Below are 22,781 nucleotides of genomic sequence, written 5' to 3'. Positions count from 1 at the left end.
CTCCAGGTTCACCGAAAACCCTTGGCAATAACCTAGGGCCCCTAGGTAACGTGCTGCCATGAGCCCCCGCGCAGGCCTCACCCCCGACCGTCTCACCGAGGCCGCCGCCGACCTCGCCGACGAGATCGGCTTCGAGAACGTCACTCTGGCCGCCCTCGCCAAGCGCTTCGGCGTGAAGGACGCGAGCCTGTACGCGCATGTCAGGAACCTTCAGGACCTGCGCACCCGGGTGGCCCTGCTCGCCGGTGGCGAGTTGATCGACCGGATCGCCGTCGCGGTGGCGGGGCGGGCCGGGAAGGACGCGCTGACCGCCTTCGCCGGTGCCTACCGGGCATACGCGCTGGAGCGGCCGGGACGGTACGCCGCCACCCAGATCCGGATCGACCAGTCGCTCATCGCCGGCACCCCCGCGCTCCGGCGCACCGCCGAGATCACGTACGGCATGCTCCGCGCCTACGGTCTCGCCGAACCCGATCTCACCGACGCCGTACGCCTGTTGCGCGCCACCTTCCACGGTTACTGCGCCCTGGAGTCGGCGGGCGGCTTCGGTGCGCCACGCGACGTACAGAAGTCCTGGGACAGGGCGGTCGACGCCCTGCACGTGGCACTCGAGAACTGGCCCCAAGAGGAGAACACCGATGACTGACCCGCACTACGACATCACCGGCCACGGCCCCTTACTGCTCCTGCTCCCCGGTGGCGCCGGACACCCGATGGGCCTCGGCCCCGTGGCCGAGGCACTCTCCGGGCACTTCACCGTCGTCACCTACGACCACCTCGGCCTCGCCCACGGCCGCCTCGGCGAACCCGTCGAGGACCAGCGGGTGCAGGACTGGAGCGACGGCGCCCGGCGTGTGCTGGACGAGACGCTTCCGGCGGGCGAGTCGGCGTACGTCCTCGGCACCAGTGCCGGGGCCATCACCGCGCTCGATCTGGCCGCCCGGCATGCGGAGCGGCTGCGGCACGTCGTCGCGCACGAGCCGCCGTGCGTGGGCGTGCTGCCGGACGGGGAGCGGCAGCAGGCCCGGTTCGCGGAAGTCGGTGATGTCTACCGCGCCAAAGGCCTGGCCGCGGCAGGCGCGCTGATGACCGCCGTGTTCGAGGAGCGGCAGGAGGGCGATCTACCGGAGGGCCAACCGCTCACCAGGGAAGAGGAGTTGAACAGTCCCATGGCGCTCTTCCTCGCTCACGTCCTGGAGTCCTTCACGACGTACGTCCCCGTCGCGGGCCCCTCACCGGCTCGCCTCACCGTCGCCGCGGGCACCGACTCCCGTGGGCAACTCCTCCACCGGACCGCCGAGTTCCTCACGAAGGAGCGGCAGGCCGACTTCGTCGAGTTTCCCGGCGGTCACCTGGGCATCCTCCAGCACCCGGTGGACTTCGCCGAACGCCTCACGCGGACACTGCTCGGGGACGGCGACATGCGGTCCTGACGGCACGGAGTGCGGGCCGGGATGTCAGCTGTACCGTTCCGCTGTCATACGGGGATGCTCGGGGTCCGGTCGACCACCGCAAGATCGGCGGCAACGTTCGCACCCTCTGCGGCGACCTGAGGGTATGACTCCCGCAAGACGCACATCGCGCGACGCCGACACCCCCCGAGGCACCGTTCACGGCGCGGCTCGCGACACCCCCCGCGTCGGCCACCGCCGGGTCCGCGCCGCCCGGAAGCCCGTCATCGCCGGTCTCGCCGCGACGACCGCGCTCGTCGGCGCCTGGTACGCCACCGCCGGTGCGGCCACCGCTCCCACGCTCGCGCCCGCCACCACGGCCGTGCCCCTGACCGCCGAGTTCCCCTATCTGTCAGCCGGTTACAACAACACCCGCGAGTGGACCCGGACGGCGACGGCGGCGGCACCGAACGGCACCCTGCGCGTCGCCTGGCCCGCCGCGGACGGCATCCACGTCACCCCGCTGACGTCCGCCGGGAAGCGCTCGGGCACGGACACCGTCGTCAAGGGGGCGAAGGAGGTCGGCGGCCTGGTCGCGCACAACGACGGCTTCGCGCTGCTCACCCGGGTCGCCGACACCAACAAGTGGAAGGAGACGGCGGCCGCGATCGTGCGGTACACGAACGACAGACAGACGTTCCGGACCAAGCTCACCGGCACGGCCTCCCACGACACCTCCCCCACCCTCGACGGCCAACTCACCTGGAACGGCTCGAAGTACGGCGCCTATTACGTCGTGCACGGCGCGGGCGGCTTCGCGGACGGCCACTTCGGCGACAAGCTGTCGTACGTCAGCCCCAAGGGCGCCAAGCTCACCGGGGGTTGGGGCTGGGGATGCAGCCACAACGAGGGCACAGCGCTGCACGCCGAGGCCACCGGCGACTTCACCTCCCTCTGCTTCGACGACTGGCGTTCGGGACTGTTCGTGTCGACGGGCATCGGCGCCCCGGACGTGGCTCCGGTCGTGCAGCGCGAGCAGTGCTGGGCCGGGTACTGCGGCGGTACGTTCCCCGGCCGCACCGGCGACCTGGTGAAGTCCTCGACGGGCCGCTACGCGACCGCCTTCGCCTCGCGCGGTGCCGCGTCGGCGAAGAAGAACCCGGACGACCCGAGCGGCCGCGGCTGGACGGTCAAGCCGAAGACCGGCACCCACCAGGTGGCGGTCGCCTTCCTGAAGAACCGCAACTCCGGGCCGGGCAAGGCCATTTACCTCACGAACGCGCCGGGCACCGAGCATGTCGACGTGCACGTGGCGCCGTACGGCAAGAACCGCCTTCTCGTGTCCTGGGAGTCCCTGAAGAACGCCAAGTGCGGGAGCGGTACCTGCACCGGCACCTTCACCGGCACGCACTTCCGGCTCGTCGACTGGAACGGCACGTTCCAGAGCGCGGACAAGGTGGTGTCGGCGAGGATCACGGGTGACATCGCGGTCCAGAAGGACGGCACACTGGCCTGGGCCTACGTCCCGGTCGCACCGTCGTACGCCAAGCCGCTGACGGGTGCCTCCCCGACCTCGACCAGTCTGCGGATCGCCCGCCTCAAGCCCTGAGCGGTACGAGCCGCTCGACCAAGGGGGCGAGCGGCCGCGCAGCGGACGTGTTCGTGCGAGTCCTCCAGCAGTCGCGCCGCGGCCGCCGGAGAGAGCCGCGGATCGGCGACGGCCCGGCGACCCGCCTCCTCACCCCTGTCCCCGGCTATCTGGTGCGCTGGGCGAAGATGCGGTGGCGCATCGAGCACGACTACCGCGAGCTCAGACACGGTTTGGCCTGGGCCATGCGATCGCCCCCGGCCGACGGGCCGGCGGCCGGGGGCACTGAGAGGCCTGGCCGCGCATGCTGACGGCTCCCGTCCCGCGAACAGGGGAGGGAGCCGTCCAGGTGTGTCCGGAGGCGTTATGCCTTCAGCGGGCTATGCGTGGCGGTGCGAGTGCCGGTTGCCGGTGACGAGGCGGTAGAGGGCGAGCAGGATGACGGAGCCGGCGATCGCGGCGATCCAGGTGGAGAGTTCGAAGAACCCGTCGATGGAGTCGACGCCGAAGATGACCTTGCCGAGCCAGCCGCCGAGCAGACCGCCGACGATCCCGATGAGCATGGTGATGATGATGCCGCCGGGGTCCTTGCCGGGCATCAGCGCCTTGGCGATGGCGCCGGCGAGCAGGCCGATGAAGATCCACGCGATAATGCTCATGGTGCCTCTCCGCTTCGTCGTATAAAGGCTGTGTCAGATCATCGTCTGCACCGATCGCGCACGAACAAACGTCTTCTCCCAAACTCGGCTGTGCCAGCGCATGATCCAGAGGAGTGGACCCGAGAGGGAGGAGCCGTGATGAGAAAGGACCGGTCCGGATCACACGCGCCGTGACCCGACCACCCGAGGCTGTCGCGCTCGATGGCTTCCTGGTCCGGGTGTTCAGGGTTTCGGTGCACAGGCCGGGCACTTGAGGTGCGGGCGGAGGTTCCGAAACCCTCGGCGGACGCGCGGGTGAGCCGGAGTTGGGTGTGAGCAGCGATCACGAGGCACGTCCAGCGGTCTCCGGCCTCGGGGGTTGCGGAGCTTCGGCCGGGTCCACCCCAGTGTCTGCTTCAGGAGATCGAAGGCGACGAAGTGGCCGCGGGCCACTCGCCAGCGGCCCGGGCCGCCACACAGGCGGGCAGGTCGGGTGGAGTCCTCGCCGGGCAGGAATTCGTAGACGCGGTGTGGCAAGAGACCGACCTGCTGCTGTGGAAGCCTCCGGCGGCCTGGTTCAGCATCAACGCCTTCTTCGTCCCCGACGGCGCCGGGCGGCGACTGCGGAACTGGTACGTCAACTTCGAGCACCCCACCCGCCGTACCGAGACCGGGTTCGACACCTTCGATCTCACCGTGGACCTGCTCATCCACCCCGACCTCACCGGCTGGGAGTGGAAGGACGAAGACGAGTACGCGCACGTGCGCCGCCTCGGCATCGTCAGCGACACCGAGCACCAGGCCGTCGACGACGCCCGCGCCCAGGTGCTGGCGATGCTCGCCGACCGTGCCGGTGTCTTCGCGCACGCGCAGCGCTGGGCGGCCTGGTCGTGGGAGCCGGCCTGGCCTACGCCGCGCCTGACCCGGCCCACGGTGGCCGCGGAGGGAGGTGCACCGGAGGGCGGCTGAACCCGCTTCCACCACTCCGGCGACACACCCTGACTGTCAGCCCGCTGGGCGCGTGGCCTACGGCCGGCCATCGATCAGCTGGCCGGCCGTGTTCTCGATCCACAGCAGCGTCCACTCGACGCCGGCCCGACACCCGGGCTCCGCACCGTCGTACCGGTCATCGGCATCGGCATCGGCATCGGCATCGGCATCGGACGGATGTCGGCGGCCAGGGCGCGCAAGTCCTTCCGCAGCCCCTGGCGCTTGGCCATGTCCATGGCCTGGATCGTCTCGTCACTGACGTCACCGGGTCGAACGAGCGCTCAGCGCCCCACCTTGCACGATCCCCCCATCGATGGCCGGACCGCGGTCCGCCGATGCGATCGCTGCTCGACCAGTGCGACCAGTTCGCCTCCGTCACTCATGTTCCTCGTGCCGCCCGAGACGGCTCAGCCGCCGGCGGCAATGTCCACTCCGGAGCCGTTCAGACGAACCCGCACCTCTGGGCCTCCGCTCCACACCACCGTCAACTCACCGGCCCGTACAGCCCGTACAGTCACCGTCTCCTCCAACGGCACCGCGTCCGCGTCGCCGGTGAGCCGTGCCAGGGCGACGAACAGTGTGTCTGCCTCCCCCGTCACCCCGCCCAGCTCCTCGTCGAGGCCCACAGCGGGCAGCAGTTCGGCCCGGACACCGTCCCGTGCGGACCACCCGGTCACCCGCACCGGCGTCCCGGGCTCCGCGCCGGACACCAGGAAGGCGCGTACCTCCACGGCTCCCTGCGCGAGCACGACACTGGAGACGCGCGCACCCCCGGCCGCCGTGTGCCGCGAGGCCGCCCACCCCTCCCCCACCCCCAACGGCTCGATCTCCGTACGGCTCGGATCGCCGCCCAGGATGAGGCTGTTGTCGTACGTCGCCGAGGGCTCGGTCACCGTGGAGTAGGCGAGCCGGGTGTAGTACGGGTCGTAGCGGACGTCCTCGCTGCCGTGGTTGTGGAGGCGGACCACGCCGTCCGAACTCGTGCTCTGGAGCAGCCAGTTGGGGGCGGCGATCGGGGTGAGGGCGTCGGCGCGCTCCGTCGGGCCCGGCTCCTCCACCGCCGTCCACACCTCGTGGTCGGCCGGGAGGAGCAGGCCGAGGAAGCCCTTGCTCGCCCAGTACGGCGACGCCGGGCCCGAATAGCCTTGCAGGACAGCGGAGTCGGGGCCGTGCCAGCCGAGGGTGAGCAGGCCGCGGGAGTCCACCGCGCCCCGGTCCAGGAAGTACTTGAGGGCTCCGGAGGCCAGCCGTCGGGTCTCGCCCGGGGACAGCGGGGTGTGTCCCGTCAGCGCGCCCAGCCACAGCGGGACGGTGGTCGCGAAGCGGTACGTCAGGGAGCGGCCCTGGTGCATCGGGGCACCGTCGGCTCCGAACAGGCGGGCGTAGTCGTCGAGATGGCGGGAGAGGCGGCCGCCGTACAGGTCCGTCAACCCGTCGTCCTCGGCCAGCCAGGCGTGCAGCACCGGGTAGAGGTGCATGGCCCAGCCGTTGTAGTAGTCGAACTTGCGGCCGTCGCCGTCCGTGTACCAGCCCTCGCCGACGTGCCACTGCTCGATGCGCTCCAGGCCGCGGTCGATCGCCTTGCGGGAGGCCTCCGGCTCGTGGCCGACCGACGCCAGGAAACCGGCGACCGTGACGGGGAACAGCTCCCAGTTGCAGGGCCAGGCCTCGGCGGTGAGCGCGTCGCCGAGCCAGGCCGCGGCGCGCTGCCGTACGGAGTCGTCCAGTCGGTCCCAGAGCAGCGGCTTCGTGATCCGCAGCGCGAACGCGATCGACGCCGCCTCCACCAGCGGCTGGCTGCGGTCCTCGATCCGGGGCCAGACCCCCGAGACACCGGCGGCGAGCCCGTCGGCGTACCGCTCCAGCGCGGTCCCGTCCTGGCGGAAGGCCGCCAGCAGGAGCGTACGGGCGTAGCCCTCCAGGCCGTCGGAGAGACGGCCGGACCAGCTCTGCCGGTCACCGGGCAGGTAGTAGAGGGCACGGTCCTCGGTGGCGTACGGCTCCACGGCGGCGAGCAGGGCGTCGGCCGCTGCCTCCCAGTGGGCGCGCGTGTAGCCGGTGTGCGGACTGAGGGTGCGGTCCTCGGGGGGCAACTGCATCGGTTCTCTTTCTTCCACTCACAGGCTCGCGGCTCGCGTCACAGACCTGGGGCGCCCCGGTTCCGGTCGGGACGCCCCAGGCGTCTATCCCACCCTCACAGCCCCCTTGGGCACCAGTCCCTGTGCGAGCAGTTCGTCGCGGACCAGGCCCGCGTACACGGTGGCTCCGTGTACGGAGGTGTGGGTGTTGTCCCTTTTCTCGTTGTAGAGGTAGATCGCCTTCGAGCCCTCCACTCCCAAGGACTCCACCAGCGACTTCGTCTTCGCCGTCAGGTCGATCAGCGGGACGTCCTCTGCCGCGGCCACCGAGCGGATCACCGCGGGATGGTCCACCCCGAGGCCGTTGACCAGCAGGGCCGTCCCGTTGTTCAGCGTGCCGTCCGAGTTGAACCAGCGTCGCACGATGGGCGTCACGAGGACAGGGTTCCCGCCTTTCTCCCTCACACCCGCGACCAGAGTCTCCAGGTTCGCCCGGTACGTCGCCTCGTCGGTCGTCTTGTCGTTGTGGGCGAGCTGGATCAGAACGAGGTCTCCGTGCCGGATCAGCGGCTGGACGGTGGCCCACAGGCGCGGCTCGGCCAGATAGGTCACCGTGCTCTCGCCGGAGTCGGCGTAGTTGGCCACGGACACGCCCTTGCGCAGGTACTGGGGCAGTTGCTGGCCCCAGCCGGAGTACGGGTCGCCGGGCTGGTCGCAGACCGTGGAGTCGCCGACCAGGAAGATCTGGCGGGTGTGGTGGGCGGGGGTGACGCGGATGCCGGCCAGGGCGGGGGCCGAGCCGCCCAGCACGAGGTCCAGGCCCGGTGTGCCGTCGGGGCCGGTCGGCTCGCCCTCCGGGGTGCGCACGTTCACGGTGAAGCTGCGGGAGACCCGCTCGCCGGCCGCGGCCGGCGTCTCCGGGAGGAGCGAACGCCGGGTCTCGCCGCTGATCGCCGTGCTCGACGCCGTGTCACCGCCCAGGAGGACCTTCACGTCGTACGTGCCCGGCGGGACGTCGAAGTGGCAGCCGGCCGCCGTGCAGTTCTCCAGCCCCGGCGCGCGTCCGGTGTGCGCCTGCGCCGGTACGGCCGTCAGGCCCGAGGCCAGCGCCACCGCCGCCAGCAGGGCCAGGTTGAAACGTCTCATTCGCGGTTCCTCCGTCAGGGGGACAACACCTGGCGCCGGACCGTACCGCCATCTGCAAGCGCTTTCTAGACCTTGAACCGATTTCACAAAATCGCCAACCTCCCGCTGGTGAAAGCCCTTTCGCGAAATCGATTCAACTGTCACTCTCCAAAGCACCCGCACCACCCCCACATGTCTCGAAGGAGGCACCCCCATGTCCGAATCCCCCGTGCACCGACCGGTCGGACGCCGCACCTTCGTTCTCGGCACCGCGGCCGCCGCAGGGACAGCCGCGCTCGCCGGGCCGCTCGCCCAGACCGCGTCCGCCGCGACCTTCGGCTGGAGCGACGACGGCTCCAACTACGTCGTCGACACCGGCGCGAACCTCGTCTTCAAGGTCAGCAAGACCAACGGCGACCTGACCTCGCTGGTCTACAAGGGCACGCAGTACCAGGGCTACGGCGGCAAGAACTCGCACATCGAGTCGGGCCTCGGCACCTCCACCGTGAGCATCAAGCAGTCCGGCACGACGATCCTGATCTCGGTCGCGTACGGCACGCTGAAGCACTACTACGCGGCCCGCAGCGGCGAGAACAACGTCTACCTGTGGACCAACAAGGCCGACGACTCGGTCTCGGCGACCCGCTACATCCTGCGCGTGAACGCGGGCAAGTTCCTCAACGACGAGCCCGACTCGTACACCTACGCGCCCACCACCATCGAGGCCCAGGACGTCTTCGCGAAGTCCGACGGCCAGACCCGCTCCAAGCACTACGCGAAGGCCCGGGTCATCGACTACAACTACGTCGGCTGGACCACCGGCAGCGTCGGCCTGTACATCGTGCGCTCCAACCACGAGAAGGCCTCCGGCGGGCCGTTCTACCGCTCCCTGCTGCGCCACCAGAGCGCGGACGGCGGCGGCCTGTACGAGATCCTGTACTACGGCGAGAACCAGACCGAGGCCCAGCGCTTCGGCCTCCAGGGCCCCTACGTCATCGCCTTCACCGACGGCGGCGCCCCCTCCTCCTCGCTGTACCCGGGGACCCTCACCACCGCGTGGGCGGACTCGCTCGGCATCTCCGGCTACGTCCCCGCGAGCGGCCGGGGCAAGGTCTCGGGAGTCGGCATCACCGGCCGGAACACGGCACACCCCTACACGGTCGGGCTCGCCAACTCGGCCGCGCAGTACTGGGGTTCGGCGCGGTCCTCGGACGGCTACTTCTCCATCGGGGGCGTGCTGCCAGGGACGTACACGCTGACCGTCTTCAAGGGTGAACTCGCCGTCCACACCACCTCGGTGAGCGTCAGCGCGGGCGCCACGACCACCCTCAACTCCCTCGCGATCCCGTCCTCGAACGACCCGAGCAACGCGGGCGCGATCTGGCGCATCAACGACTGGAACGGCACGCCCAGCGGCTTCAAGAACGCCGACCTGATGACGTACGCCCATCCGTCCGACTCCCGCGCCGCCTCCTGGACCGGGAACGTCATCGTCGGCAGCGGCACCGAGACCTCGTCCTTCCCCTGCTACCTGTGGAAGGACGTCAACAGCGGGATCATCGTCTACTTCAAGCTGACGGCCGCCCAGGCCGCCGCCGCGCACACCCTGCGCATCGGCGTGACGACGGCCTACGCCAACGGCCGTCCGCAGATCGCCGTCAACGACACCTGGACCTCCGCCGTCCCCTCGCCGCCCACCCAGCCGAGCACCCGGTCGCTGACCGTGGGCTCGTACCGGGGCAACAACTACACGTTCACCTACAGCGTGCCGGCGTCCGCCTGGCTGACGGACACCAGCGCCTACAACACGCTGAAGATCTACGTGGCGAGCGGTTCGGGGTCGACGTCGTTCCTCAGCGCGGGCACGTCGATCGACGCGATCGACCTCCTGTCCTGAGGTCCGGTCGGCACGGTGGCCCGACGCTCGACACGCCGGGCCACCGTTCCTGCGGGCAGGTGTTACAGGTAGTACCAGTCCACGGCCACGTCCTCGCCGCCGTTGCCGGTGTCGATGATGGACACGGTCATGACCGGGTTGCCCTTGGACTTGGCATTGACGTAGTAGCACTTGATGTACTGGGAGCCGCGCTTGGGCGGGCAGCTCTGGTCCGAGCGGTAACCGACGCGTCGGGCGTTGATGTTCTGGGTGTCGGCGGCGAGAAGATGTGCGCTGTCCCAGTAGGAGTCGGACGCGGCGCCGTTGCAGGCGGTGAGCTTGGACCCGGTCGAGTCGTCGCCCGTCGAGCCCGCAGCCTGCTGCGTGCCGTTGTAGTAATGGGTGGAGGAGCAGTTCGCCAGTCTCTTCATCGCCGTCGAGGCCCAGCTGAAGTCGCCGCTCCACTGCACCGCATCGCCCGCCAGCGCCGTACCGGCGGTGATACCGAGCGTGAGTGCCACGCCGGTCGTCACCGTGCCGACGCGGGCCGCGATCGCTGCCGCGCGTGAGCGCCCTGAAGTCGTTGTCGCCATTGTCCCGCTCATTCCTGTGGGAGGAGTTGATACCGAAAAGAGGATGTCCGGCCCCTTGAGCTCCCACATGACGTGATCATGGCTCTCTCGTAACGACCTGGCCTTTTCCCGAGCTCCCCGGGAGTGAGGTCCCGTTGCCCAAGTCTTTAATCTCCGGCGCGACGAGTACCGCCGAGGCGGGTAACCCCGGCCCTCGGCGGCCCGTCCTGGGATCGACGTCTAACTACCCCTGGTCCACTGCTGGTTGGTGCCTGTTCCGCAGGTGTACGTGATGACGGCGGCGCCGTTTGCGGTGGACGCGCCGTTCACGTCCAGGCACTCACCGCTCGCCCGGGACTTGATGTTCACGTACGAGCCGGTGGTGGTCAGCGACCACTGCTGGCTCGTGGCGGACCCGCTGCAGTTCTCCTGGCTGACCGTGCTCGCGTTCTCCTGCACGCACAGGGAGCTGTTCCTGACCACCAGCTGGTAGTAGCCGCTGCCGACGGACTTGAACCAGTACTTCTGGTTGCCTCCGCCGTTGCAGTCGTACTGCTTGATCTGGGCGCCCTGCCACAGCGACTGGCTCGTCACGTCGGCGCACTTGGAGGAGTGCCGGGCGATCAGCGTGTTGTACGTGGCACTGGTGCCGCCGATCGTCCCGGCCGCCGTGTCGATCGTGACCTCGGGGTACCAGGACATGGACAGCGTGGTGGAGCTCGGGAAGGTCAGCGGCAGCCACACGTACCGCGAGTCGTTGACGGTCCCGCCGAAGGAGTTGCCCCAGCGGTCGCCCAGGTAGAGGTACGAGGTGCCCGAAGTACCCTGCACCGGAAGGACGTACGCGGTCTGCGAGTTGTAGGCCGTGGAGTCGCCGACGTTCGTCATGGAGGTCCACGGTCCGGCGAGGGAGGTGGCGGTGGCGTACTGCTGCTGGTTGGCGCTCCAGCCGGTGGCGCCCGACGTGAGCATGAAGTAGACGCTGCCCCGCTTGAACAGCGCCGGGGCCTCGCGGTGTCCACCGACCCACGGGTTGGCGACCAGGCTCGCGATGCCGGTGTAGTCGGCGGTGAGCTTGTAGATGTGCAGGTCGTAGTTCTCGTTGGCGGCCGAGACCATGTAGCCGGTGCCGTCGGTGTCGACGAAGGTCGTGATGTCGCGGGACATGTTGTCGCCGAGCGGGCGGAAGCTGCCCTGGTAGGTGTAGCTCCCGTCGACCGTGGACGAGACGGCGACGGCCGCGCGGGCCTCGCTGTAGTCGGTGCCGTTCTCCTTGTGCATCCACATCACGAACTTGCCGGTGGACGCGTTGTAGATGACCTTGGGCCGCTCGATGTAGGCGGTCCCCAGCTCGGAGGCGCTGGACTGGGTGAGGACGTGGTTCCTGAACTCCCAGTTCTTCAGGTCGGTGGAGCGGTAGGCGTCCACGTACCGGAAGGTGTTGTCGGCGTTGCGGTCCTCGCCGAACCAGTAGTAGTACGAGCCGACCTTGATGACCCCGCCGCCGTGGGCGTGCAGGGCGTTTCCCGACGTGTCGGTGAACTGCACGCCGTTGGGGATGGTCACCGCGGCGGCCTGGGCCGGTCCGGCGGTGACCAGGGCGCCGGCCAGGGCCAGACACAGGGCGAGCAGTACGGCGTAAGCACGTCTCATGACGCGACCTCCGTGGTGGTGGCGGTGTCCGCCACCGGTATGCCGAAGTTCGGGGTGCCGTCCGCGTGCCAGCCGAGCTTCTGGACGCGGGTGTGCCGGTTGGGGTCGTTCAGCGGATCGCCGACGATCTCCTTGTACGGGCGGGCGTGGTAGACGAGGACGTCACTGCGGCCGTCCTCGGCGACGGTGAAGCAGTTGTGGCCGGGGCCGTACTGCTTGGTCGTTTCGCTGCTGCTGAAGACGGGGGTCGGCGACTTGGACCAGCTCGCCGGGTCCATGAGGTCGGCGTCCGCGTCGGCCGTGAGCAGGCCCATGCAGTAGTGGTGGTCGGTGGCGCTGGCCGAGTAGGACAGGAAGAGCCGGCCGTGGCGAGCGATGACCGAGGGGCCCTCGTTGACCTTGTAGCCGACGCACTCCCAGTCGTACTCCGGGGTGGAGAGCCGGATCTGAGGACCTGTCAGGGTCCATGGGTTCGCCATCCGGGATAGGAAGATGCCGGTGTTGTTGTCCAGACCGGGCTCGTGCTGCGCCCAGGCGAGGTAGCGGCTGCCCCGGTGGGAGAAGGTGGTGGCGTCCAGGGAGAAGGTCTCCCAGGCGGTCTTGACCTGGCCCTTCTCCACCCAAGTCCCCTTGAAGGGATTGGGGTTGGCGTTCTCCAGGACCCAGATGCGGATGTCCCACACGCTCTCGGCGGGCGCGGAGGCGAAGTAGATGTACCACTTGCCGCCCACGCGGTGGATCTCGGGCGCCCAGATGTGGGCGCCCATGACACCGGTCGGGTGCTTGGTCCAGATGACGGACTCGTCGGCCTTCGCGAGGCCGTTGATGGTGCGGGAGCGGCGCAGGATGATGCGGTCGTACTCGGGGGCGGTGGCGGTGAAGTAGTAGTAGCCGTCGGAGTGACGGTGGATGTACGGGTCCGCGCGGTTGCGGACGAGCGGGTTCACGAAGGGCGCGGCCTTCTTCGGGCGCGGGGCGGCTTCGGCGACTGTGGGGGTCGCGGCCAGGGCGCCCGCGGCCAGGGCACCTTTCAGCAGCAGTCGTCGGTGGGGGACGTCGGGGGCGCGGCTCATACGGACTGCCTCTCGGATGGGGGGTGTCCTGAGAGCGATGTTCGGTATTGAGAACATCTGTTGTTATTGCGAACAGCCGAAAGGTACGGCTGGGGAACCAGGAGGTCAACGGGTCGGACGCGATCAGAAGAAGGCGCTTTCTGCGTTCCTTCTGCGTTCCGGATTTCTGTTATCGGTCCGGCCTCCGCGCGTCTCCGATCATGTGCGTAGCCAAATCCACCAGACAGCAGCGGCCGTGGGCGCCCTCGTCACCCTCCTGGCCTGGGCTCCCCCGGCTCTGGCCGCCGGCCCCCGGGACGCCACCGCCGACGTCCTCGCGAACCGGGACGTCACCCTGACCGGCGACACGGTCGTCACCGTGCCGCCGGGGACGACGACGTACGACGGGGTCTTCCGCGGCGAGGGCACGCTCACCGTGCGCGGCATCGGAACGCTGGTCCTGACCAGGGACAGCGACTTCACACTGCCCGTCTCTCTCCAACGGCAGGCGGTGCGGACACCGGGCGGCAACCACCCGTACGTCACCACGACCCGCCCGGACCCGCCCGCGGTCACGGTCGAGCGCGGGGCGACCCTGCAGTACGGCAACGGCGGGACGACCGGCCTGATCGGCCACTTCCCGTACAACACCCCGGCGTTCCGCCTGAACCAGGACAACATCCGGGTCGACGGCACCCTAAGGCTGTCCCTGAAGAGCGCCTACAACCTGGGCAGCGTCAGCGGCTCCGGCCTGATCACCCAGCCGCGCTTCCTCTGGGGCACCTGGGACCTGACGTCCGGACCGTTCGCGGGGGTCATCGACAACGGCACCCAGGCCAACGCCGGACGGCCCGAGTACGCGACCGCGCTGCCGAACGTCCGCAAGGTGCTCAACCAGGGCACCTGGACCGTGGACACCCCGCTGGGCCGGACCGTCACCCAGCGGATGGACTTCTACCAGCGCGAGTACGGCAGCGACATCAACGTCCAGTCCCGGCCCGGCGGCAAGGTGGTCCTCACGGGCCAGTACAGCTGGTCGAACCGGGGCGGCGACACCGATCCCTCGCTCAGCGACCCCGCCCTGAACTGGACGCCGGCCACCAAGAACGTCAACAAGCGCGGCACCAACATCAAGGGCGCGAACGTCCAGTGGGGCGACGGGACGACCCACAAGATCTTCATGCCGGGCACGGCACAGACGGTCTACATCAACCTGCTGGCGGCGCGCTCCCGTTCGCTCCTGGCCTTCGACTACAACGGGCCGGTCACCCTGGGCGCCCCCATCGGCGGCGGCCGCTTCCACGACACCCTGTCCGCGCCCGGCGCGGGGGACATCGTCATCAAGGGGACGAAGGGCAATGACGTCACCTTCGCGGCCGTCCAGTACTACGACGGCTCCACGACCGTAGAGAAGGGCGCCGTGCTCCGGCTGGGAAGCGGCAAGTCGGGGGGCGACGGCGGCCTCTACACCAGGGGCGCCCACTACGAGGTGGTGAACGACGGCTCGCTAGTGCTCGACAACGCGGCCAAGTCCCTCACCCTGCCCCGGATCAGCGGCAGCGGCTCCCTCACCCAGGCGGGCAGGGCGACGACGACCCTGACCGGGAGCGCGGTGACGTACACGGGGACGACGACGGTCGAGAAGGGCACGCTCGCCCTACGGTCCGGAGCAACTCTCACTCACAGCAAGGGAATCCGGCTCACCTCGACGGCCGCGCGGCTGGACGCGGGCTCGGCCGGCCTCCGCGTGGTCTCCTCGCTGTCCGGCAAGGGCACGGTGAAGGGCACGGTCACCAACGAGGGCGTGGTCGCCGGCGGCCTCACGGTCAACGGTGGTTACACGCAGAGCGAGAAGGGCGAACTGGTCCTGAAAGGGCGTCCGTTGAAGGTGACGGGCCCGGTACGGCTTGCCGGTGAGCTCGACTTCTCGGCGGCCGGCACCGACCCCGCCCGCCGGGTCACCGTGCTGGACAACAAGGGCACGTCGAAGACCAAGGGCGCCTTCCAGGGCCTGAAGGAGGGCACGCGGCTCAAGCTCGCCGACACGACGTACCGGATCACCTATCGGGGCGGCGACGGCAACGACGTCGTACTGACCGCGGTCACGGCGAGCGCCTCGCCGGGCGTCCGTGCCGATACGACGCCGAAGGCAGCGGTCGCGGCACCCCGTGCCGCGGGTGAGGTGGCCGAGGGGCTGGGCTGGTGGCCGTACATCCTGGCGGTGGGGCTGCTGGTCGGCCTGGTGATCCCACCGACGATGAGACGGCGGGGCAGGCAACACCGGAGCGGGCGCCATGCGGCGCACTGATCAGTGCCGGGGCTCTGCGACCCGCAGGCAACGCCTTCCAGCACTCACCCGGAGGCGCTGGGCGCCGCCGGGAACCCGAGCCGAGGCGCCAAGCCCCGCGCCTCCTGCGCCCACTCCGCGAGAAACGCCAACGCCAATCCCCGCTCCCGGTACCGGCGTTCCGCGGAAACCTCCCGCCGCCCCCCGTAGTCCAGCTGCCGCTCCTCCCCCGCCCGAGCCAGCATCAGCGCGGTGAGCCAGTCGTACTTCACTGCCGACGCACACACCCCGAGCCGCACGAGCCGCTCGTCCCCCCGCCACCCGCTCTCCCGGAGCCCCTCCAGATAGGCGTGATACGCGGCCGCCGCGTACCGGGGCAACCGAGCCGCGGGGACAAACAGATCGAAGACCGAGTCGGGAAGGTAGTTGCCGAGGTCTTCCCCAAGCGCCCCGTCACCCGCGAACGCCCAGTCGAACAGCACACTGCCCTGTCCGTCGGCGCGGACATTCGCGGGCCACTGGTCGAGGTGGCTGAAGGCACGCGGCAGGGACTCCATGATCTGGAGGAACCACTCGCGGTCCTGATGGAGGCGGACCATCGAGTGCCGCAACCCGGCGGGGAAGTGGTCGCGGATCAGCGGCTGTTGCCAGGCCTCGTCCTCGTCGAGAAGCTCCAGCCCGCGGGTCTGGCCGCCGATGTACTCCCGCAGGAAGCGGCGGGACAGCCACGGTTCGTCCCGCGCGCCGACGGCCCCCTGGGCCACCCCCATCCGGTGCGCGTGCCGTACGTGCGCGTCGATCGACCAGCGCTCGGCCGACCTGCCCGGCACCCGCTCCAGCCACAGCGCCACATCCCCGTCCGCCCGTTCGACGCAGGCGAGCAGCCGGGGCGCACGGATGCCGTACGGCTGCCAGGCCCGGGCGAGCCCCGAGGTGTGGATCTCGGCCTCGCGCCGCCAGTAGTTCCAGTGCCGGGGGTCCTCGGAGGCCGGCCACGGTCCGGTGACGCCCTTGGTGCGGGTGAGGACCTTGAGCACCGCCGTCCGCTCCCCGGACCTGATGCTCCAGACGTCGCGGGTGACGCCGTTGCGGGGATTGTGGGTGAGGGAGGACGCGAGGACCGGGCCCGTGCCGGGGCCGAGGATCTCCGCTGCTTCGGCGGCCACGAGGCCGGTGTCCAGGTCGGGCATGCGGGTGAGCGTAGTCCCGCATGCCGGTCCCGGTGTTCGCGCACCGGACAGGCGCGGCCCTCTCCGGGCCCTTCGGTTAGCGTCGGGGCATGACCAGCGACACCCCGGAAGTCCCCGACGCCCTCGCCCGCCCCTTCGCCGAGGCCCTCGCGGCCGGCCCGGTCGTGCTCGACGGCGGTATGTCCAACCAGCTGGAGTCCGCCGGGCACGACCTGAGCGACGACCTGTGGTCGGCGCGGCTGCTCGCGGAGCGGCCCGAGGCGATCACCGAGGCGCATCTCGCGTACTACGAGGCGGGCGCGGACGTGGCGATCACCTCCAGCTACCAGGCCACCTTCGAGGGGTTCGCCCAGCGCGGTATCGAGCGCGAGCGCGCCGCCGAACTCCTCGCCCTCAGCGTCGAGTTGGCGCGCGAGGCGACGCGGCAGGCCCGGGCGAAGGGGGTCCGTCGGCCCCTGTACGTGGCGGCCTCGGTCGGGCCCTACGGCGCGATGCTCGCCGACGGCTCGGAGTACCGGGGGCGCTACGGCCTCAGCGTGGCCGAACTGGAGGCCTTCCACCGGCCCCGCCTCGAGGTGCTCGCGGCGGCCGGGCCCGACGTCCTGGCCCTGGAGACGATCCCCGACAGCGACGAGGCGCGGGCGCTGCTCGGCGCGATCCGGGGCCTCGGTGTCCCGGCCTGGCTCTCCTACTCCGTCGCCGGCGACCGCACCCGGGCGGGCCAGCCCCTGGAGGAGGCGTTCGCCCTGGCCGCCGACGTGGACGAGGTCATCGCGGTCGGCGTCAACTGCTGTGTTCCGGAGGACGTGGAGCACGCGATCGAGACGGCCGCGCGGGTCACCGGCAAGCCGGTGGTCGTCTATCCCAACAGCGGTGAGACCTGGAACGCGGAGGCGCGCCGCTGGGAGGGACGGTCCTCGTTCACGTCGGACGAGGTCACGGGGTGGAGGGAGTCGGGCGCACGGCTGATCGGGGGATGCTGCCGGGTGGGTCCTGAGGCGATCTCGGGGATTGCGGGAGCGGTGCGTTAGCGGGGACGGTGCGCCTTTTCGTCCCGGGGGCTGTTGTCAGCGGCTGTTGCATTCGTCGCTGCCGAGCCGGCCGGGAACACCTCGTTGCGAATGGGCTGCTCGGGCCGCTGCTCGTCCACCCCGGTCCGATCGCGATGATTTGCCCCGGGCCCCCCGGGTACTCGCCGCCTGGTACGACGCACGCGCTATCGCGGGAGGTATCCCATGGGCAAGCTGGGCGACATGGCGAACAAGGCCAAGGCAATGGCGAAGGGCCACCCGGACCAGGCCGACAAGGGCGTGACACGCGCTGAGCGCATGGTCGACGAGCGGACCGGGAACAAGTACGACTCCCAGACCGACAAGGCCGCCGACGCGGCCCGTCGCTCCTACCGGGACAGCGGTACGACGGAGCGCTGACGCGCATGACCGACCTTCGGCCCCCGGCGCTGTGCGCCGGGGGCCGAAGACGTATGGCTGACTCCGGGGCGTTTGAACGGGCGGCGGCCGTCGAGGACGAACCGGCCCGAGGTCGTCGTCCACTGCCCGCTGCGACAAGTCCACTCGGGCTGATCGAGGGAGAGATCGGGGGTTGGGAACTGCTGCCGCTGGACTTTGCAGAAGTGACTTCTGGTGATCGTGGGTGGGCGCCTGTACTGGATGTGGTGGTTCATCTGCGCGACAGGAGGGTCTACTGATGTGGTGTGCTGCCGGTTTCGGGAGGGAACGGGAGTTCGTGGGTCGAATGGGTGACCTTTGCGGATGCTGCTCGTTGACTGCTGTGGACGGGGATCTTCGGCAGAGGGCGGGGTGTACGAGTGGGCGCACTGCGGGAGGTGGCGGCGTCGTTCGTGGTGCCCGGCCCCGCCGGGGTGGCGATCCGGGACCGGCTGCGGGTGTCGGAGGCGGACGCGGCGGTGCTCACCGAAGTCGGTGTCTACTTGGGTTCGCTGGCGGCAGGTGATCTCGCGGAGCGCTCCCGGCAGGGGCCGGCACATGATGCGGCGGCCTGGGCGGTGCGCAAGCGGGAGCTGACGGGAAGGTCGTCGGCGCGCTGGGCGGGCAGCATCACCAAGGCCACCCATGATCAGTGGGCGCTGGCCCGGCGTGGGCAGGCCGCCCACATGGCGTGGCTGCGGGGGCAGATCGTGTCCATCGAGGCGCGGCTGGCCCGGCCGCTCGGTGCCAAGGCCGACAAGCGGGCGGGGCTGGTGCGCGGGTATGCCTCGCGGGGTGAGTGGCATGCCAAATCCCGCCGCCTGCAGACGCTGAAGGACCGCCTCGCGGTGGTGGAGACGGACTGGGCGGCGGGCCGGGTGCGTGTGGTGCGCGGCGGCAAATGCCTCGCGAACACCCGCCACCACCTTCAAGCAGCCGGCCTCGGCGAGCAGGCGTGGCGGCAGCGGTGGCAGGCGGAGCGGATGTTCCTTGCCGCCGACGGGGAGTCCGGCAAACGCTTCGGCAACGAGACGATCCGCGTCACCGACACCGGACAGCTCTCCCTCAAGCTCCCGGCCCCGCTGGCCCACCTGGCCAACGCCCCGCACGGCCGGTATGTGCTGGACGCTGCCGTGGTGTTCAAGCATCGCGGGCAGGAGTGGCGTGACCGGGTCACCGCGAACCGGGCGGTGGCCTACCGCATCCACCACGATGTGGTGCGCGGCCGCTGGTATGTCACCGCTTCCTGGCAGCGTGCCGCCGCCCCCGTCCTGCCGCTTCAGGCGGCGCTGGCCCGGGGGGTGGTGGGAGTGGACATGAACGACGACCACCTCACCGCCTGGCACCTCGATGTGCACGGCAACCCGGTCGGCGAACCGCAGCGCTTCTTCTACGACCTCACCGGCAGCACCCAGCACCGGGACGCGCAGATCCGGCACACCCTGACCAGGCTCCTGCACCACGCCCGCCGTTGCGGGGCGGTCGCGATCGCCATCGAGGACCTCGACTTCACCGAGGGCACCAGCCGCGAGAAGCACGGCCGCAACAAGCGTTTCCGCCGTCTCATCTCCCGCTTCCCCACCGCGAAGCTCAGGGCTCGGCTGGTGTCGATGGCCGCCGAGCAGGACATCGCCGTCGTCGCGGTGGACCCCGCCTACACCAGCCGCTGGGGTGCCGAACACTGGCAGCAGCCGCTCACTACGACAACCCGCAAGATTTCCCGGCACGATGCGGCGAGCATCGCGATCGGGCGACGCGCCCTCGGGCATCCGATCAGGCGACGGATGGCACCGCCCCCGCCCCACCGGAGTGATGGTGCGGGGCATCGGACCGTCCAGGCCCGACCGGACACCCGCAGGCGTGAGGAAACCCGCCCCCACGTTCCCGGACCGCGCACCGGATGCGCGCCGCCGGGCCGTGGAGCGAAAGCGGGCGACCAGGGTGCCCACCACCGTTCGGGGCACCCGGCTGAGCATGGGGCCTGGCCACAGGACTCATTCCCGCTCAGTCTTTAAGAACGGTAGGCGCTTGCCATGACTGTCTACGGATTACACGCCTCGCACGAGCAGATCCCGCCCGCGGATCTGCTCGACGCCGTGGTACGCGCGGAGCAGGCGGGCTTCACCGCCGCCATGTGCTCGGACCACTTCTCGCCGTGGAGCGTGCGTCAGGGGGAGTCCGGCTTCGCCTGGTCATGGCTCGGAGCCGCCCTCCAGGCCACCGACCAGGTGCCGTTCGGTGTGGTGAACGCGCCCGGCCAGCGCTACCATCCCGCCGTCGTCGCCCAGGCGATCGCCACGCTCGCGTCCATGAACCCGGGCCGGTTCTGGACAGCGCTCGGCACCGGAGAGGCCTCCAACGAACACATCACCGGCGCGGGCTGGCCCCGCAAGGACATCCGTTCCGCGCGCCTGCGGGAGTGCGTCGACGTCATCCGGGCGCTGCTGCGGGGCGAGGAGGTCAGCCACGACGGGCTGGTGACCGTGGACCGGGCCCGGCTGTGGACGCTGCCGCCCGAGGAACCGCCGCTGATAGGAGCCGCGTGCAGCACCGCCACCGCGGCCTGGTGCGCCGAGTGGGCGGACGGACTGATCACGGTCAACGCCCCGCGCGAACGCCTGCGCGAGATCATCGGCGCGTACCGTGACGCGGGCGGCCGTGGCCCCCTCCACCTCCAGGTGCACCTGAGCTGGGCGCCCGACGAGGCCGAGGCGCTCGCCCTCGCGCACGACCAGTGGCGGACCAACGTGCACGCCCCACCGGCCAGTTGGGACCTCGACTCCGCGGAACTGTTCGACGTCGTCAGCGAGCACGTCACCCCCGAGCAGGTGGCGCGCACGGTCGACGTCTCCTCCGACCTCGGCCGGCACGCCGCCCGGCTCCAGGAGTACGCCGACCTGGGGTTCGACGCCGTGATGCTGCACCACGTGGGGCGCGAACAGAGCGCCTTCATCGACGCGTTCGGCGCCGAGGTACTGCCGCGACTCGACGTGACCCGCCCGATCCCCGCGACGGCGAAGGAGTACCGATGCGTCTGACACGCACGTCCGACCTGTGGTGGAAGAACGCGGTGGTGTACTGCCTGGACGTCGAGACGTACCAGGACGGCAACGGCGACGGCATCGGGGACTTCGCGGGGCTCACCCAGCGCATCGACCACCTGGTGCGCCTCGGCGTGACCTGCGTGTGGCTGATGCCCTTCTACCCCACGCGGGAGCGCGACGACGGCTACGACATCACGGACTTCTACGGCGTGGACCCGCGCCTGGGCACCCTCGGCGACTTCGCCGAGTTCGTCCGCACCGCGCGCGACCGCGGCATCCGCGTGATCGCCGATCTCGTCGTCAACCACACCTCCGAGGAGCACCCCTGGTTCAAGGACGCCCGCTCCGGCCGGGACTCCGCCCACCGCGACTGGTACGTCTGGAAGGACGAGCCACCGGAGGACGGCCCGCAGGGCGTGGTCTTCCCCGACGCGGAGGACAGCCTGTGGGAGTACGACGAGGGCAGCGGCCAGTACTACCTGCACCGCTTCTACAAGCAGCAGCCCGACCTCAACGTCGCCCACCCCGAGGTCCGTGACGAGATAGCCCGCATCATGGGCTTCTGGACCCAGCTCGGCCTGTCCGGCTTCCGGGTCGACGCCGTGCCCTTCCTGCTGGAGACCGACGGACAGAGCGACGCGGGGGACCTGCCCGACCCGCACGAGTACCTCGCCGACCTGCGTGCCTTCCTCGGCCGCCGCAACGGCGAGTCGGTCCTGCTCGGCGAGGTCAACCTGCCCTACGACGGCACCACCCGCTTCTTCGGCGACCCGTCCTCGGACCGCGGCGACGAACTCACCATGTGCTTCGACTTCGTCGCGATGCAGCGGATGTACCTGTCGATGGCACGCCACGACGCCAGGCCGCTGGCCGCCGCACTGCGCGACCGCCCCGCGGCACCGCGCGACGCCCACTGGGCCGTGTTCGTGCGCAACCACGACGAACTCACCCTCGACAAACTCAGCGACGCCGAACGGGCCGAGGTCTTCGCGTCCTTCGGCCCGGAGAAGGACATGCAGTTGTACGACCGAGGGCTGCGGCGCAGGCTCCCGCCCATGGTCGACGGCGACCGACGCCGCGTCGAACTGGCCTACAGCCTGCTGTTCACCCTGCCGGGCACCCCCGTGCTCTTCTACGGCGAGGAACTCGGCATGGGCGAGAACCTGGCCGCGGAGGGACGCCAGGCCGTACGCACCCCGATGCAGTGGACCCCGGAGAAGGGCGCCGGGTTCTCCACCGCCGAGCCGGACGCCTTCCCCAACCCGCTGGTGGACGGCGCGTTCGGCCCCCAGAAGATCAACGTGTACGAGCAGAGCCGCGATCCTGCATCCCTGCTGAGCCGCATGCGTCTGTTCATCGAACGCTACCGGGAGGCCCCCGAACTGGCCTGGGGGGACTACCGCTTGCTCACGACCGGGGAGGACGCCGTGCTGGCGCACGTCTGCCGCGCCGGCGACGGCACCGTGCTGGCCGTCCACAACTTCGCGGACCGGCCGCACACCGTACGGCTGGAACTGGCCGAGGCCGGATCCGGCGGACGGCTGACGGACCTGCTCGACGAGGGACACACCGGTCTCAAGGCAGGCGAGGACGGCATGTTCCACGTCGACCTGCCCCCGTACGGCTATCGGTGGCTCCGCGTCGGCACCCCGGCGGACGACCCCGAAAGCATCGCGTCCGGCTGACAACCCGTGAGTGGCGGCCCCGAGCTGTCGTCGGGGCCGCCCCGGTGTGCCGTGCCCGGGGTGAGCTCTGCTTCACGGCCTGGTCCGTCTGTCGGCCACCTGGCCTGCCGGAGGGCCGTTGTCCGGCTGCGCGCTCGCGGCGGAACGGAGCCTTGACCGTCATG

18 protein-coding genes and 1 pseudogene are annotated in these 22,781 nt (G+C 70.2%); 11 read left to right on the top strand and 8 right to left on the bottom strand.

The window, feature by feature from the left end; genetic code table 11:
• The first annotated feature begins 58 nt into the window (after window positions 1–58).
• From ACFVYN_RS15270 to ACFVYN_RS15260, 3 genes are all read left to right on the top strand, one after another.
• Complete coding sequence (locus ACFVYN_RS15270; RefSeq protein ID WP_389997891.1) at window positions 59–646, top strand: TetR/AcrR family transcriptional regulator; 588 nt, start codon at window positions 59–61, stop codon at window positions 644–646.
• Window positions 639–1,433 (top strand): alpha/beta fold hydrolase, encoded by a 795-nt coding sequence (locus ACFVYN_RS15265; RefSeq protein ID WP_389997889.1) that lies wholly within the window; start codon window positions 639–641, stop codon window positions 1,431–1,433. The genes ACFVYN_RS15270 and ACFVYN_RS15265 overlap by 8 nt, the downstream gene beginning before the upstream one ends.
• 124 nt (window positions 1,434–1,557) lie before the next feature.
• Window positions 1,558–3,000 (top strand): hypothetical protein, encoded by a 1,443-nt coding sequence (locus ACFVYN_RS15260; protein WP_389997888.1) that lies wholly within the window; start codon window positions 1,558–1,560, stop codon window positions 2,998–3,000.
• A gap of 359 nt (window positions 3,001–3,359) precedes the next feature.
• Here ACFVYN_RS15260 and ACFVYN_RS15255 read toward each other — a convergent pair whose 3' ends face one another.
• Together ACFVYN_RS15255 and ACFVYN_RS15250 are read right to left on the bottom strand one after the other, a co-directional pair.
• Entirely contained in the window at window positions 3,360–3,638 is a 279-nt protein-coding gene (locus tag ACFVYN_RS15255) for a GlsB/YeaQ/YmgE family stress response membrane protein (RefSeq protein ID WP_389997886.1), read from the bottom strand.
• A 225-nt stretch (window positions 3,639–3,863) separates the two neighbouring features.
• Window positions 3,864–4,046 (bottom strand): annotated as a pseudogene (locus tag ACFVYN_RS15250) (transposase); the annotation flags it as partial.
• A 99-nt stretch (window positions 4,047–4,145) separates the two neighbouring features.
• Here ACFVYN_RS15250 and ACFVYN_RS15245 point away from each other — a divergent pair.
• Entirely contained in the window at window positions 4,146–4,586 is a 441-nt protein-coding gene (locus ACFVYN_RS15245) for a DUF402 domain-containing protein (RefSeq protein WP_389997884.1), read from the top strand.
• 428 nt (window positions 4,587–5,014) lie between these two features.
• On the opposite strand, the gene ACFVYN_RS15240 is transcribed toward ACFVYN_RS15245, so the two are convergent.
• Both ACFVYN_RS15240 and ACFVYN_RS15235 read right to left on the bottom strand, forming a co-directional pair.
• Window positions 5,015–6,706 (bottom strand): DUF2264 domain-containing protein, encoded by a 1,692-nt coding sequence (locus ACFVYN_RS15240; RefSeq protein ID WP_389997882.1) that lies wholly within the window; start codon window positions 6,704–6,706, stop codon window positions 5,015–5,017.
• Between the two features lie 84 nt (window positions 6,707–6,790).
• Window positions 6,791–7,831, bottom strand: a complete 1,041-nt coding sequence (locus tag ACFVYN_RS15235; RefSeq protein ID WP_389997880.1) for a rhamnogalacturonan acetylesterase — start codon at window positions 7,829–7,831, stop codon at window positions 6,791–6,793.
• A 193-nt stretch (window positions 7,832–8,024) separates the two neighbouring features.
• On the opposite strand from ACFVYN_RS15235, the gene ACFVYN_RS15230 reads away from it, so the two are divergent.
• On the top strand, window positions 8,025–9,707 hold the full coding sequence (locus tag ACFVYN_RS15230) for a rhamnogalacturonan lyase B N-terminal domain-containing protein (protein WP_389997877.1): 1,683 nt from the start codon (window positions 8,025–8,027) through the stop codon (window positions 9,705–9,707).
• Window positions 9,708–9,769: 62 nt separating this feature from the next.
• Here the strand turns inward: ACFVYN_RS15230 and ACFVYN_RS15225 are convergent, their stop codons facing one another.
• From ACFVYN_RS15225 to ACFVYN_RS15215, 3 genes are all read right to left on the bottom strand, one after another.
• Window positions 9,770–10,279 (bottom strand): hypothetical protein, encoded by a 510-nt coding sequence (locus tag ACFVYN_RS15225; protein WP_389997874.1) that lies wholly within the window; start codon window positions 10,277–10,279, stop codon window positions 9,770–9,772.
• Between the two features lie 219 nt (window positions 10,280–10,498).
• Window positions 10,499–11,911, bottom strand: coding sequence for an RICIN domain-containing protein (locus tag ACFVYN_RS15220; protein ID WP_389997871.1), 1,413 nt, complete (start codon window positions 11,909–11,911; stop codon window positions 10,499–10,501).
• The gene (locus tag ACFVYN_RS15215; RefSeq protein ID WP_389997869.1) at window positions 11,908–12,984 is read right to left on the bottom strand and encodes a family 43 glycosylhydrolase; all 1,077 of its coding nucleotides are present in this window, start codon (window positions 12,982–12,984) and stop codon (window positions 11,908–11,910) included. The genes ACFVYN_RS15220 and ACFVYN_RS15215 overlap by 4 nt, the downstream gene beginning before the upstream one ends.
• 202 nt (window positions 12,985–13,186) lie before the next feature.
• Here ACFVYN_RS15215 and ACFVYN_RS15210 point away from each other — a divergent pair, with 202 nt between their 5' ends.
• Window positions 13,187–15,271, top strand: a complete 2,085-nt coding sequence (locus ACFVYN_RS15210; protein WP_389997867.1) for an autotransporter — start codon at window positions 13,187–13,189, stop codon at window positions 15,269–15,271.
• 44 nt (window positions 15,272–15,315) lie between these two features.
• On the opposite strand, the gene ACFVYN_RS15205 is transcribed toward ACFVYN_RS15210, so the two are convergent.
• On the bottom strand, window positions 15,316–16,440 hold the full coding sequence (locus ACFVYN_RS15205; protein ID WP_389997864.1) for an aminoglycoside phosphotransferase: 1,125 nt from the start codon (window positions 16,438–16,440) through the stop codon (window positions 15,316–15,318).
• 89 nt (window positions 16,441–16,529) lie between these two features.
• Here ACFVYN_RS15205 and mmuM point away from each other — a divergent pair, with 89 nt between their 5' ends.
• The 5 genes from mmuM (at window position 16,530) to ACFVYN_RS15180 (ending at window position 22,617) form a co-directional block, all read left to right on the top strand.
• Window positions 16,530–17,471: a homocysteine S-methyltransferase gene (gene mmuM / locus ACFVYN_RS15200; protein ID WP_389997861.1), complete on the top strand. Its 942-nt coding sequence runs from the start codon at window positions 16,530–16,532 to the stop codon at window positions 17,469–17,471.
• A 204-nt stretch (window positions 17,472–17,675) separates the two neighbouring features.
• Complete coding sequence (locus ACFVYN_RS15195) at window positions 17,676–17,870, top strand: antitoxin (protein ID WP_389997859.1); 195 nt, start codon at window positions 17,676–17,678, stop codon at window positions 17,868–17,870.
• 398 nt (window positions 17,871–18,268) lie between these two features.
• Window positions 18,269–19,903, top strand: coding sequence for an IS200/IS605 family accessory protein TnpB-related protein (locus tag ACFVYN_RS15190; RefSeq protein WP_389997856.1), 1,635 nt, complete (start codon window positions 18,269–18,271; stop codon window positions 19,901–19,903).
• An 18-nt stretch (window positions 19,904–19,921) separates the two neighbouring features.
• Window positions 19,922–20,926 carry a TIGR03885 family FMN-dependent LLM class oxidoreductase gene (locus ACFVYN_RS15185; RefSeq protein WP_389997854.1) on the top strand — a complete coding sequence of 335 codons (1,005 nt, stop codon included), beginning with the start codon at window positions 19,922–19,924 and terminating at the stop codon, window positions 20,924–20,926.
• Entirely contained in the window at window positions 20,917–22,617 is a 1,701-nt protein-coding gene (locus tag ACFVYN_RS15180; RefSeq protein ID WP_389997851.1) for an alpha-amylase family protein, read from the top strand. Before ACFVYN_RS15185 ends, ACFVYN_RS15180 begins: the two co-directional genes overlap by 10 nt.
• Window positions 22,618–22,781: the final 164 nt, after the last annotated feature.

The organism is Streptomyces sp. NPDC058307 (assembly GCF_042880295.1).
GTDB lineage: Bacteria > Actinomycetota > Actinomycetes > Streptomycetales > Streptomycetaceae > Streptomyces.
Note: the sequence above shows the minus strand (reverse complement) of the source record. Positions and strands in the feature narration are given on the sequence as shown.

What these genes read in the sequence shown, in the direction of transcription:
- ACFVYN_RS15240 (WP_389997882.1), bottom strand. Translation starts at nt 6,706, where the DNA reads ATGCAGTTGCCCCCCGAGGACCGCACCCTCAGTCCGCACACCGGCTAC.
- ACFVYN_RS15195 (WP_389997859.1), top strand. Translation starts at nt 17,676, where the DNA reads ATGGGCAAGCTGGGCGACATGGCGAACAAGGCCAAGGCAATGGCGAAG.
- ACFVYN_RS15270 (WP_389997891.1), top strand. Translation starts at nt 59, where the DNA reads ATGAGCCCCCGCGCAGGCCTCACCCCCGACCGTCTCACCGAGGCCGCC.
- ACFVYN_RS15205 (WP_389997864.1), bottom strand. Translation starts at nt 16,440, where the DNA reads ATGCCCGACCTGGACACCGGCCTCGTGGCCGCCGAAGCAGCGGAGATC.
- ACFVYN_RS15265 (WP_389997889.1), top strand. Translation starts at nt 639, where the DNA reads ATGACTGACCCGCACTACGACATCACCGGCCACGGCCCCTTACTGCTC.
- mmuM (WP_389997861.1), top strand. Translation starts at nt 16,530, where the DNA reads ATGACCAGCGACACCCCGGAAGTCCCCGACGCCCTCGCCCGCCCCTTC.
- ACFVYN_RS15220 (WP_389997871.1), bottom strand. Translation starts at nt 11,911, where the DNA reads ATGAGACGTGCTTACGCCGTACTGCTCGCCCTGTGTCTGGCCCTGGCC.
- ACFVYN_RS15225 (WP_389997874.1), bottom strand. Translation starts at nt 10,279, where the DNA reads ATGGCGACAACGACTTCAGGGCGCTCACGCGCGGCAGCGATCGCGGCC.
- ACFVYN_RS15235 (WP_389997880.1), bottom strand. Translation starts at nt 7,831, where the DNA reads ATGAGACGTTTCAACCTGGCCCTGCTGGCGGCGGTGGCGCTGGCCTCG.
- ACFVYN_RS15185 (WP_389997854.1), top strand. Translation starts at nt 19,922, where the DNA reads ATGACTGTCTACGGATTACACGCCTCGCACGAGCAGATCCCGCCCGCG.
- ACFVYN_RS15255 (WP_389997886.1), bottom strand. Translation starts at nt 3,638, where the DNA reads ATGAGCATTATCGCGTGGATCTTCATCGGCCTGCTCGCCGGCGCCATC.
- ACFVYN_RS15215 (WP_389997869.1), bottom strand. Translation starts at nt 12,984, where the DNA reads ATGAGCCGCGCCCCCGACGTCCCCCACCGACGACTGCTGCTGAAAGGT.
- ACFVYN_RS15230 (WP_389997877.1), top strand. Translation starts at nt 8,025, where the DNA reads ATGTCCGAATCCCCCGTGCACCGACCGGTCGGACGCCGCACCTTCGTT.
- ACFVYN_RS15260 (WP_389997888.1), top strand. Translation starts at nt 1,558, where the DNA reads ATGACTCCCGCAAGACGCACATCGCGCGACGCCGACACCCCCCGAGGC.
- ACFVYN_RS15180 (WP_389997851.1), top strand. Translation starts at nt 20,917, where the DNA reads ATGCGTCTGACACGCACGTCCGACCTGTGGTGGAAGAACGCGGTGGTG.